Source organism: Pseudoxanthomonas sp. LjRoot204_2 (genome assembly GCF_056175765.1).
Map to the genome: position 1 here is coordinate 1 of NZ_JBGFFG010000069.1, position 11100 is coordinate 11100.

General features: G+C 68.3%; 12 protein-coding genes. 8 read left to right on the forward strand and 4 right to left on the reverse strand.

What is annotated here, in order from left to right:
- The first annotated feature begins 233 nt into the window (after positions 1–233).
- Entirely contained in the window at positions 234–1343 is a 1110-nt protein-coding gene (locus AC04L7_RS05125) for a patatin-like phospholipase family protein (protein ID WP_436000389.1), read from the forward strand.
- A gap of 3 nt (positions 1344–1346) precedes the next feature.
- Here AC04L7_RS05125 and AC04L7_RS05130 read toward each other — a convergent pair whose 3' ends face one another.
- Positions 1347–1859 carry a DUF1993 domain-containing protein gene (locus AC04L7_RS05130; RefSeq protein ID WP_299346851.1) on the reverse strand — a complete coding sequence of 171 codons (513 nt, stop codon included), beginning with the start codon at positions 1857–1859 and terminating at the stop codon, positions 1347–1349.
- 166 nt (positions 1860–2025) lie between these two features.
- On the opposite strand from AC04L7_RS05130, the gene AC04L7_RS05135 reads away from it, so the two are divergent.
- Positions 2026–2544: an adenine phosphoribosyltransferase gene (locus tag AC04L7_RS05135; protein ID WP_436000391.1), complete on the forward strand. Its 519-nt coding sequence runs from the start codon at positions 2026–2028 to the stop codon at positions 2542–2544.
- A 385-nt stretch (positions 2545–2929) separates the two neighbouring features.
- On the opposite strand, the gene AC04L7_RS05140 is transcribed toward AC04L7_RS05135, so the two are convergent.
- A complete protein-coding gene (locus AC04L7_RS05140; RefSeq protein WP_299346855.1) occupies positions 2930–3412 on the reverse strand; it encodes a transposase in 483 nt (160 codons plus the stop codon).
- Positions 3413–3730: 318 nt separating this feature from the next.
- Here AC04L7_RS05140 and AC04L7_RS05145 point away from each other — a divergent pair, with 318 nt between their 5' ends.
- The 3 genes from AC04L7_RS05145 (at position 3731) to AC04L7_RS05155 (ending at position 5443) form a co-directional block, all read left to right on the forward strand.
- Positions 3731–4345: an ECF-type sigma factor gene (locus AC04L7_RS05145; protein WP_436040768.1), complete on the forward strand. Its 615-nt coding sequence runs from the start codon at positions 3731–3733 to the stop codon at positions 4343–4345.
- A gap of 167 nt (positions 4346–4512) precedes the next feature.
- Positions 4513–4767: a hypothetical protein gene (locus tag AC04L7_RS05150; protein ID WP_436000395.1), complete on the forward strand. Its 255-nt coding sequence runs from the start codon at positions 4513–4515 to the stop codon at positions 4765–4767.
- A 253-nt stretch (positions 4768–5020) separates the two neighbouring features.
- Positions 5021–5443, forward strand: coding sequence for a hypothetical protein (locus AC04L7_RS05155; RefSeq protein WP_436000397.1), 423 nt, complete (start codon positions 5021–5023; stop codon positions 5441–5443).
- A 101-nt stretch (positions 5444–5544) separates the two neighbouring features.
- On the opposite strand, the gene AC04L7_RS05160 is transcribed toward AC04L7_RS05155, so the two are convergent.
- Positions 5545–6381, reverse strand: coding sequence for a hypothetical protein (locus tag AC04L7_RS05160; RefSeq protein ID WP_296282848.1), 837 nt, complete (start codon positions 6379–6381; stop codon positions 5545–5547).
- Positions 6382–6542: 161 nt separating this feature from the next.
- Between AC04L7_RS05160 and AC04L7_RS05165 the strand changes: the two genes are divergently transcribed.
- Entirely contained in the window at positions 6543–6995 is a 453-nt protein-coding gene (locus AC04L7_RS05165) for a hypothetical protein (RefSeq protein ID WP_475512634.1), read from the forward strand.
- A 113-nt stretch (positions 6996–7108) separates the two neighbouring features.
- Entirely contained in the window at positions 7109–7687 is a 579-nt protein-coding gene (locus tag AC04L7_RS05170; RefSeq protein ID WP_436000401.1) for a mechanosensitive ion channel family protein, read from the forward strand.
- An 8-nt stretch (positions 7688–7695) separates the two neighbouring features.
- On the opposite strand, the gene AC04L7_RS05175 is transcribed toward AC04L7_RS05170, so the two are convergent.
- Positions 7696–8937 carry an MFS transporter gene (locus AC04L7_RS05175; RefSeq protein WP_299346865.1) on the reverse strand — a complete coding sequence of 414 codons (1242 nt, stop codon included), beginning with the start codon at positions 8935–8937 and terminating at the stop codon, positions 7696–7698.
- 247 nt (positions 8938–9184) lie between these two features.
- On the opposite strand from AC04L7_RS05175, the gene AC04L7_RS05180 reads away from it, so the two are divergent.
- A partial coding sequence (locus AC04L7_RS05180; RefSeq protein ID WP_475512635.1) for a serine/threonine-protein kinase occupies positions 9185–11100 on the forward strand: 1916 nt, incomplete at its 3' end.

Genomic DNA, 11100 nt, shown 5'->3' on the forward strand with positions numbered 1-11100 from the left:
CTCCCTGCATGACGGACGCCACCATCGAACGGGTCACACCAACCGATGCCCGCCACTGCACTCCTGCCAACGCGCGGCCACGCACGCAACGGCCAACCGCTCACGACATACATGCATGTACTGGCGGTGCAGCCTGTCCGTCTCTTGCGCGTGGCCGCGTTGCCATGAAGGATCGCAAGGTGCGAGACCTCGCCGCGCGATCCTTGTCTCCCGTCCCTGCCGAGCGCCCCACCATGTCCGCATCGATCGCATTGAGCCTTTCCGGAGGCGGCTACCGCGCCACCCTGTTCCACGCGGGCGCGCTGCGTCGCCTGGCGGAACTGGGCGTGCTGGACCGCATCATCCATGTCTCCGCGGTATCCGGTGGGGCCATTGCCGCCGGCGTATGGGCCGACGATCTGCGCACGCATCCCGGCGGCGATGCGCGGGATCGCGCACGGCGCATCGAAGCGCGCATCCTGGCTTTCTGCAAGGAGAAGATCGATACGGGCACGATCATCGGCGGCATGCTCAACCCGTTCAAGAGCGTCAACGAAACGCTGATCGGTGCCTACCGCAAGCATCTTTTCCGCGACGATCCGCGGCTCGACCAGCTACCTCCCGCGCCGCGCTTCACCTTCTGCGCCACCAACCTGTCGACCGGACGGCAGGTCTACCTGGAACGCGACGGCATCCGCGACTATCGCGTCGGCGAGCATCCCTATGTCGCCACGCTGTGCGAAGCCGTGGCGGCATCCAGTGCGTTCCCGCCCTTCCTTTCACCGATGGACCTCGTGCTGGATCCGGCGTTGTGGCGCCTGTCGTCGCATCGTCGGGCCAGCGGCTTCGGCGCTCCGCCCACCCTCCACCTGACCGACGGCGGCGCGTACGACAACCTCGGCCTGGAGCCGGTCTGGATGAAGGGGTACGACTACGTGCTGGTCAGCGATGCCGGCGCGCCCTATCTCGAGGACACCGAGGTGAAGACCGACTGGTTCTCGCTGGTCAATGCGGCGATGGAAATCGCCACGGACCAGTCGCGGGGGCTGCGGAAGCGCTGGCTGATTTCGCGCTTCAACCAGGCACCCGGAACACCCGGCCATGCACGCGGCACGTACTGGGGCATCGCGAGCGACGTGGAAGACTACGGACTAACGGACGCTATGCCGGTGAAGCACGCCAAGTCGCAGCCGTTGCGGCGCATCGCCACGCGCCTGGCACCGTTCGACAGCGGCGTGGACGAGCGCCTGGTCAACTGGGGCTACGCGATGGCGGACACCGCGATGCGCAAGTGGCGCGCTGACCTGATCGCCGTCACCGCGCCGCCGCCCGCGTGGCCATTGCCGGCGCAGTCGCTGGCGTAGGCCTCATCCGCCCAGGTAGTCGCGCTTGCCGAGAGGCACGCCGTTGTGGCGCAGGATGGCGTGCGATGTCGCCACATGGAAGAACAGGTTCGGCAGGGCGAACCCGAACAGGTAGCTGCGCCCGTCGAAGGTCATGTCGCCGCGCGTGCGCGTGGACAGCGTGACGGTGCGTGCTTCGCTGCCCTCCAGGGCGGCTTCGTCGAACGTGCGCAGATAGTCGCTCACCGCGTCCAGTCGCGCATACAGCTCGGCGAAGGTCGACTCCACGTCCTCGAAGCGCGGCGACTCCACGCCGGCCAGCCGCGCCGGCGCGAACTTGGCGGTGTCGGCCGCGATCTGTACCTGTCGCACCAGCGGCAACATGTCGGGATACAGCCGCGACTGCAGCAGCACCGCCGGTTCGTATCCCCGGGCAAGGGCGTGCGCTTCGCCCTTCGCCAGCGAGTGACGCAGGTTGCTCAGGGCACGCAGGAAGACGGGGACGGAGGCTTCGTACATCGACAGGACGGCGCTCATCAGGGGTTCCGGGCAGTGAAAACGCGAGGATACGCGCGCGCCTGCACCCCGATTAGCCGGTCGACGCGGGAGACTGCATCCCATGACGTGGCACCCGGGGTGTCGCGTTCCGGTGCGGTCACCGCGCATGCGCTAGCATCGCCTGCCCTTCCCACACCCTGCCCCCATGCCCGCCTGGACCGACCTGATCCGCGATGTCCCCGATTTCCCCAAGCCGGGCATCCTGTTCAAGGACATCACGCCGGTGCTGGCCGACGCCGGCGCCTTCGCCGATGCCGTCGATGCGATGGCCGCGCCATGGCGCGCGGCATCGCTCGCTGCGGTCGTCGGAGTGGAAGCGCGCGGCTTCATCCTCGGCGCCGCACTGGCACGCGAACTCGGGGTGGGCTTCGTGCCGGTGCGCAAGCCGGGCAAGTTGCCCGCCCACACCCTGTCGCTCGACTACGGGCTGGAATACGGWCGCGATCGCCTGGAGATTCACGCCGATGCGATGCCGGCGGGTGCACGCGTCCTGGTGGTCGACGACGTGCTCGCCACCGGCGGCACGCTGAAGGCGGCCGTGCAACTGGTCGAGCGGCAGGGCGGCGTGGTGGCGGGGACGGCCGTGCTGGTGGAGCTCGGGTTTCTCAACGCACGCGCGGGGTGGCGCCACGCCGCACCGCTGCATGCGTCGGCGGTGTACTGAAACCGCTCTACCTTGCCGTCATCTTCTTTTCCTTCGCCCCGATGCGGCGGCGCCGTGAGGCACGCCGTACGCCGTTCCGCGGCGGCAGGACATGCGAGCAAGGGAGCGCTGCCTGTGTGTGGCGCCAAAGAAAGAGGGGGAGGCATTGCACCTCCCCCTCCGGCGCCGTAGCGCGATGCCGGCCATGTGTCGGGCATGGACGGCCACGAGCCGCTTCTTGGGGATCGAAGCGGGTCGCCTAGCCGCCGACAGGGGATCGTCGGCGGTTAGCGGGGCGCGTGTGACGGGCCAAGGGCGCTTGCTTCACTGACCTCGGCCGGCACCGCGTGTTCGCTGATTCCTTCTTCCCTCGTCTCCGTCGCGGCATGGGCCGCGTGGCATGCCTTCAGGACGCCCGCATCGCGCGGCTGAGATGCTTCGTGTTGTTTCGGTGGAGGTAGCGCTCAACCAGCGCGTGCAGGTCGATGGCGCGCTGGTCTTTCGGATCGAAGCGCGCGAGCACCTCATTCCAGTTGCCGTCCTGCGACCACCGGATGAAACGCACATAGATGCCATGCCAGGAACCGTAGTCGCGCGGCAGGTCCGACCAGTACGCGCCCGTCTGGGCGACCCACAGCACGGCCTCGATGAAACGGCGCGCATTGCCGCCATGGCGGGCGCGTGCGCCYACACGGCCCGGCAGTGCCTGCATCACCAGCTTCCACTCCTCGGCGGTCAGGCGCTGCATGATGGGCCACTGGCTGATCGCGCGCGGCCCCACGCCCTGCGGGACCGAAAGATTGGGGGCCTGTGGCACGACTACGGCCGGTTCGTCGCGCGTGGTGTCGCCTGCGACAGGAGGCGTGGTCGTGGTTCCGTCGTGCGTCATGCGCGATCCCCCATCGCCACCACGGCGATGCCTGTCGCCGTCGGTTCGTACATTCCGATTACCGCTTGCCCGACCCTCTTCACACTCCGCATGACATCCCCTTGTGGATCCCGTTCTGTCGATGTATCCCTGCCGTCCAGGCCCTGCCTCCGCTCAACTCCGGTTCTGATGGGCAAACAGCTGCGAAGCCGGCATTACGGCTTGCACGTTCGCCCCGCGGCGGTTCATATCTGCAAGGGACGAGATCGTGATGAAGGACACAGTCCGGACATGGCACAACAACCAGACATCGACGGATCACCGCCTGCGGGAACCGGCATGCCTGGGGCACTGGACATCGCGACGATTCCGCCGCCGGACCCCGACTCCGTCACCCAGTTGCTGGGGGAGGTCGAGAATGGACAGCCCGAGGCCTGGAACCGCATCTATGCCCTGCTGTACCGGGACCTGCACCAGATCGCGCGATCGCAGATCCGGCAGCAGCGCCGCGGCCACGTGCGGTCGCCGACCTCGCTGATCAGCGAGACGTGGCTGAAGCTGGCGAGTGCCGATTTCAGCGTGGAGAACCGCGCCCATCTGGTCGCCCTGGTCGCGCGCGCGATGCTCTTCGTCCTGCTGGACGAGGTACGCCGCGCATTGGCCGAAAAGCGCGGCGAGGGCATGGACCTGCTGCCGCTGGACGAGAGCACGGAGCCGGGCCAGAGCCCGCGACTGGAACAGTTGCTGATCCTCGATCAGGCGCTGAACGATCTTGCCAAGCTCGACGCACGGCTCGCCCAGGTGGTGGAGATGCGTTATTTCGGCGGTCTCAGCGAGCTGGAGATCGCCGACGTGCTCAAGGTGACCGAGCGCACCGTGCGGCGCGACTGGCGCAAGGCCCGCGCTTTCCTGTTCAGTCACCTGGGCGACGGCGAGCTCCCCGAGCCCCTGTGAGCCATCGGGCGATCGACCTGCCGTGGGACGCACGTCCGGAATCCTTCCCGCGTGTCGAAAGCTCCTGGTGTGGACCATCGACCTCGCCTCGAAGAAGCCCCGCACCGGACCGCGTCGCGCGCCCGGCAGCCCGTCGTCGCGGTCGTCCGCAAACGTGGCCTGCGCGGATGAAACGTTCCCGCGCGCGCGCGATGTGCCTGTTCGACCTTTACTCGGACATGGCGGATGACGAACAGGCGCGGGCGCTGGCGCTGCTGAAGCGCTCCGATGCCGCGCTCCACGATGCGCTGGTGCAGTTGCTGGTCGCGGATGCCCTGGCGCACGACCTGGATGCGCCGCCCTGGCTCCGCCAAGCCGACGTGCAGGAGGCGCTTCGCGACCTGCAGGTTCCGGTCACCGCGCCGGACCGCCTGCACCGCTGATCGCCGGCGCGGCGGATTTTTCATCTCACAATAGGTGACCGGCTTCTGTCCGGCGCGGGCCTTGCGGCATACGCCGACGTGCGGTGCCTGCACGATGTGGCCGCCATCGCATTTCTCGCTTCAACCACTGTCATTTCCCGTCCCGGCGTGAGCGCCGCATGCGGAATTGGGACCGTGTTGGCAGCCGCCATACCGGGGGGTCTCGCTAGCATGACCACTCCTTCCGACCGGTCCCCGCGCACAAGGAGTGCAGATGACGATCCATGCCGCCGCCGCTTTCGAAGGCAGTTGGGATTTGCTGCCCGAGCAGTGCGATTACCAGCTCGGCCGCGCGCCCCGCAGCGCGCACTATCATCTCGCCTGCGCGGAGGACGGCGCCCTGTCGATCGCGTCGGAGTGGCTGGGCCGCAACGGCAAGCGCCATCGCGCCGCGTTCGATGGTCGCGCCGACGGCACGCCCTATCCGTACCGGGGCACGCCCCATGCCGACGCGCTCAGCTTCGAGTCGGTGTCACCCACGCAGCTGCATTCGACCACCTGGCACGAGGGCAAGGAGGTCCAGTGGTCGGAACGCGAACTGGTCGACGCGGACACGCTGGTGATCCGCATGCGCGGCCACCTGAGCGACGGCCGCAGTTACACCAATGTCGGTGTCTTCCGCCGCCAGGACAGCTGACGCGCGACCGATCGCTTCCCGCGGACGGACACGAAAAGGGCGCCTCGCGGCGCCCTTTTCATTCCTGCCGTGCAAGAACCTTCGGTCCTTGCCCGGTCTCCTCAGCGCGTCTGTACGCAGTTCTGCAGCCACAACACACGCTTGACGTCGTCGTAGCGCAGGAACTGCCCCTTGAACGTCACCTTGTCGCCCTTGCGGAACGTCAGCACGTTCGCCAGCTGGTTCGGCTTGAACAGGCAGGCCACGCCCACCCGCGGCTCGTTGTCGCCCGGTACCTGCAGCAGGCCGGAACCGGGCTGGGGAATGTCGAACGAGACATTGTAGTCCTCGCCGTCTTCCTGGATGTAGTCCACGCGCCCACGCAGCGCATAGTTCCGGCCCTTGTGGCGCGCCGTCACGGCCAGGGCGTTGCCCTTGGCCTCGCGCGCGATCTCGCGCGAGAACACATAGACGTCCTTGACCGTCACGTCGGCGTTGTTCTGCGTCTTCGCCCCCTGCGCCGCGGCGGTGCGGCCTTCCTTGCCGCCCTTCACCTTGCCCAGCAGCTGGCACATGTAGGGACGCATCGCGTCCGCCTTCGCGATCTGGCCCTTCTCGGTCTTCACCGTCATCTGCACGACGGCGCCCGTTCCCTCGGCACTGATGTTGATCAGCGTCGGGATTGCCCGCGTGGTACCGGTGGAGCGCTGTTCGACGAGCATCGTGCCGGTCTCGGCATCCTCGGTGATCACGTCCATCTTCTCGGCGATCATGATGCCGCGCATCTGCCCCATCGCATCCTTGAGCGACAGGTCAGGCACGGTGACACGGCTGGAGAAGTCGTTGCCTGAGAAGATGCTGCCGGACTTGCTGAAGTTGTCCTCGCATTCACCCGCGATGGCGGCGGGCGCCACGCTCGACAGGACGAGCGCGATGGCGGCAAGTAGCTTGTAGGTCATGTGGTCCTCACATAGTGGAAGTAGCGGGCATCCCGGACATCACGCGGCGATGTCCGCCCGCGCCCGATCCGTCCCCGCGGCATTCTGGCAAGCCCGGGCAGCGCACCACAAGCGCCAAGCACCCTAGAATCGCGGCTTTCCTTCAAACCCATGTCAAATCCATGACCCCTCGCTGCATGGCGCCTCGACGCCGACGACGCCACGCGTTCGCCGCCATCGCGTGCCTGCTGCTGTTGCCGGCAAGCGCATACGGGCAGGGCACGCCGACGCCGCGCACCCTGCCTGTGGACGTTCAGGCCRATGTCGACGCGATCGCCGCGCAGCTGGCGCGGGTCGGCGACACGGACGTGGCGCTGGCGTGCGACAAGGCGATCGACAATGCCCGCTACGGCGTGGAGACCATGCTCGAGGTCGGCGAAAGGAACCTGCGTGGGGGCTACATGACGCGGGCCGCCTACGATGCCGTGACACCTTCGCTCCGGTCACTGCTGGACGTGCTGACCGTGCAGGACTGCAAGGCTGCCCACGGTCCGCGGCGCGATTTCTACCAGTGCATGTCCAGCGACCACAACCATGTCGTCGCCTGCGGCAAGGCGCATCCTTTCGATCCGTGACGTCGGCGTGCGGTTGACCATCGCGCGCCGCCGCGCCACCCTTCCGGCATGAACCTGATCCTCGGCATGTCGGCGGCATCGTCGGTCCTCCCTGTTTCCGGAAGCCACGCCCGATGACATCGCTGCGCATACCTTCCCTGCTGCAGGAGTGGGCCGGCTTCGCCATTCCCGTGGCGCAGGCACTGGCGATCCTGCTGGGCGCCTGGCTGCTGCTGCGCGTGCTGCGCATCGTGGTCCGGCGCATCTGCGATCACTACCGCCTGCCCGCGCAGGTCGCCGTCAGCGCACGCCGGCTGCTGGGCGTGCTGGTCTACGTGTCCGCCTTCATGGTGGCATTGGGCCGGCTGGGTGTTTCCGGCGGCGTGCTGTGGACCGCGCTGACCGGGTTCACCGCGGTGGCGGCGGTCGCGTTCTTCGCTGCGTGGAGCGTGCTGTCCAACATCTTCTGCAGCGTGCTGATCCTGACCACGCGGCCGTTCCGCGTGCACGACCACATCGAAGTGCTGGAGAACGGCGACAAGCCCGGCCTGCGGGGCCGCGTGATCGACATCAACCTGCTCTACACCACGCTGCTGGAAGAAGACGCGTTGCGTGGCGACACCGTGCTGCAGATTCCCAACAGCCAGTTCTTCCAGCGGACGACGCGGCGCTGGCGCTCGGGCTCGCCGCCGTCGCCCTCCGCGCCCGAATAACGCCTGCGTCAGCCCGCGGTTTCGCATGCGACGGCAGGCGTCGTGGCCCTGCCCCGCAACGTCCGCTGCGCCCACAGGTAGAGCAGCAGGCCGGCGACGGCCATGGCCGCACCCACATATCCTGTCGACGTCCAGCCGTATCCCGCCGTGATCGCCATGCCACCCAGCCACGGACCCAGCGCGTTGGCGGTGTTGAAGGCGGCATGGTGCGAGGCGGCCGCGAGCGTCTGCGCGTCGCCCGCCACGTCCATCAGATGCGACTGGAGCAGCGGACCGAGCGCCCCCATCAGCCCGATCATCACGGTCGCCAGCAGGATCGTCGGCAAGGTGTTCGCGAGCAGCGGGAACAGCAGCAATGCGACCGTCGCCCATGCCAGCACCATCCACGCACCGCGAAGGCGGAACCGGTCGGACAGCCAGCCCCCGACGAAGTTGCCCACCACCCCGCCCACGCCGAAACCCGCCAGCCCCAGCGGTATCCACGCCGGTGACACCTGCGTCACGTCCAGCATCGTCGGCGCCAGGTAGCTGAAGACCGAGAACATGCCGGCGAAGCCGATCGCCCCGATGGCGAGCGCCTGCCACACCGGCAGGCGGTTGAACGCGCGCAGTTCATCGAGGGGCCTGGGCTTGGCGCCGTCGATGCCGGCCGGCAGCCAGATGGCGAGCAGCAGCATCGTGCCCAGCGCGACCAGCGCGACCACGGCGAACACCCATCGCCAGTCGATCACCTGCCCCAGCCACGTGGCGAGCGGATTGCCGATCAAGATGGCCAGCGTCAGGCCCAGCATCACCAGGCTGATCGCACGGCCGCGCCTGTTCGGCGGACTGATCGCCACGGCCGTCAGGGCGGCGACACCGAAGTACGCGCCGTGCGGCAGGCCCGCGACGAAGCGGAACACCAGCAGGCTTTCATAGGTCGGTCCGAGTGCGCTGGCGAGGTTGCCCAGTGCGTAGAACCCCATCAGGGCCAGCAACAGGGTCTTGCGCTTCCAGCCGGCACCGAGGATGGCGAGCAGCGGCGCGCCGACGACGACGCCCAGTGCGTAGGCACTGATGAGGTGCCCCACCTGCGGCTCGGTCACGCCCAGCGACGCCACCATGTTCGGCATCAGGCCCATGCTGGCAAATTCGCTGGTGCCGATGGCGAAACCACCGAGCGTCAGCGCGAACAGGATGAGTCCGGCCTGTCGTGGCGGCAGCGGAAGATCGCTCGGCGCCCTGGACGGCAGAGGAGAAGACGTGGTCATGTCTCATTATGCTGCATGGCAACACGCCGCCGTGCAGCCGGGCATGGAACGCTGCGTCGGGTGTCTGCGAATCCTCGTTACGCTCGACTGTGAGTCGAGCCCAATGCGTTCACAAATGTGTACGCCATGCGGTACAAGAACGTGTCAGGCGACCGCGCGCGGAAACGGACTCCGCAACCGCGGCCCCAGCGGTTTCCGACCCCGGCGCACGCGGCGTCTCCCGCTTGATCGCCCCGACTACCCTGCCATGACGACCCACGCCGCCAAACTCCGGGCACTGTCGCTGTTCGAGGACTTCGTGACCCTCGATCAGCCGTCGCGCGAACGCGCGATGGAAGGCCTGCGCGCGGACGAGCCCGCCGTGCACGCCGTGCTGGAAGCGATGTTGGCCGCGGATGCGCGTACACAGTGGGTCGACCACGCACCTCCCGACCGCCTGCTGGAGGAGATCCCGTCGGCCGCCGCCTCCGCACTCGACCTGCGGGTCGGCAGCCGCATCGGCCCTTGGCGCATCACGGCTGTCCTCGCCAGCGGCGGCATGGGCACGGTCTACGAAGCGCAGCGCGACGACGGCCAGTACCGCCAGCGCGTCGCCATCAAGTGCATCCGTCCAGAACTGACCTCGCCCCGCCTCGTCGATGCGTTCCTTAACGAGCGCAACACGCTCGCCCAGCTCGACCATCCCGGCATCGCCCATCTGCTGGACGGCGGCATCGATGACCACGGTGTGCCGTGGTTCGCCCTGCGCTACGTGGAAGGCGAGACCATCGACCGGTGGTGCGAGCACCATCGCAGCACCGTCCGTGAGCGTGTCGAGCTCATGTCGCAGGCCTGCGAGGCGCTGGCCTTCGCCCACCAGCGTGGCGTGGTGCACCAGGACATCAAGCCGTCCAACCTGCTGGTGACCGTGGAGGGACAGGTCCAGATCGTCGACTTCGGCCTGGCCGCCACGCTGGCGGGTGATCGGCCATTGCGCCGCATCGCGGTCTCCCAAGGCTACGCTGCGCCGGAATCGCTGGCGCCGGAGCGGCCGACACGGGCGGCGGATGTCTATTCGCTCGGTGCGGTGATGTACCAGCTGCTGTGCGGACGCCTGCCGCAGGCGCCGACCTCTCTGCGATCGAAAAGCGCAACGGCGCATGTCCACGCCGAGCCGGCGTCGCGCCTTGCGCGAGACGCGACGTCGGAGGCGGCGCGGTCCCGGGGCGCGCCCGACGGCCGCGCGCTGTCGCGCCAGTTGCGCGGCGACCTGGATGCCATCCTCGCCCGCTGCTGCGCGGCCGACCCCGCCAAACGCTACCCCTCCGCCAATGAGCTGCGTGACGACCTGCGTCACTGGCTGCGTCGCCAACCGGTCGCTGCCCGCGAGGGACTGCCAGGTTACAGGGCGCTCACCTTCATGCGGCGCCACCGCAACGCCTGCGCGCTGGCGGCATTGCTGGTCGTCTCGCTGGGGGCCGCCGCGACGGCGGCACATCTGCAATCGCAGAAGGCCACAAAGGAGGCCGAGGCCTACACCGCGCTGTCGACCCTCTTCGAACAGACGCTTGGCAATGCGACGCTGTCGGGGCTGGGACAGCAGGGGTTCTCGTCCAGGGAYCTGCTCGCACGGGCCGAAGCGCAGGTGCGCGCACTGCCGTTGCAGGAGCACCCCGATGTCCTGGCGCGCGGCCTGCTCATGCTCGCGCGCAACCACGCCGTGATCGGCGACTACCGTCAGGCGCAGGCGTTGACGGACGAAGCAGCGCGGCTCCCGGATACCGACATGGGCACGCGACTGGACGTGCAAGCGACGCTGGCCGCGATGCAGACCGTCGCCGGCGAGCCGGAACGAGCGCTGGCGACGGCGCAGGCCGCGCTGGCGGCGCTGGACGAGGTCGACGACGGCAGCGCACCGCGCGTGCGCGTGCAACTGCTCGCCCACGTGGCCGAAGCGCAATGGAACCTCGCACGGCGCGAAGAAGCCGTTCGCACGCTCGACCGCAGCCTGGGCTACGCCATGGCGCAACTGGACAGCGATCCCGGCGACGTGATCGCCCTGCTGCTCCTGCGTGGCCAGTGGGGGATGCGGCTGCAGGACTTCACGACCGCCGATGCGGACCTGCGGAAGGCGGTCGGCATGGCGTTGGGGGCCTATCCCCTGCAGGCCGCGGATGCCGAGCG

Excerpts from the sequence above, each read along its gene's own strand:
- AC04L7_RS05160 (WP_296282848.1), bottom strand. The coding sequence starts at position 6,381 with ATGACCTACAAGCTACTTGCCGCCATCGCGCTCGTCCTGTCGAGCGTG.
- AC04L7_RS05155 (WP_436000397.1), top strand. The coding sequence starts at position 5,021 with ATGACGATCCATGCCGCCGCCGCTTTCGAAGGCAGTTGGGATTTGCTG.
- AC04L7_RS05150 (WP_436000395.1), top strand. The coding sequence starts at position 4,513 with ATGAAACGTTCCCGCGCGCGCGCGATGTGCCTGTTCGACCTTTACTCG.
- AC04L7_RS05170 (WP_436000401.1), top strand. The coding sequence starts at position 7,109 with ATGACATCGCTGCGCATACCTTCCCTGCTGCAGGAGTGGGCCGGCTTC.
- AC04L7_RS05130 (WP_299346851.1), bottom strand. The coding sequence starts at position 1,859 with ATGAGCGCCGTCCTGTCGATGTACGAAGCCTCCGTCCCCGTCTTCCTG.
- AC04L7_RS05175 (WP_299346865.1), bottom strand. The coding sequence starts at position 8,937 with ATGACCACGTCTTCTCCTCTGCCGTCCAGGGCGCCGAGCGATCTTCCG.
- AC04L7_RS05125 (WP_436000389.1), top strand. The coding sequence starts at position 234 with ATGTCCGCATCGATCGCATTGAGCCTTTCCGGAGGCGGCTACCGCGCC.
- AC04L7_RS05145 (WP_436040768.1), top strand. The coding sequence starts at position 3,731 with ATGCCTGGGGCACTGGACATCGCGACGATTCCGCCGCCGGACCCCGAC.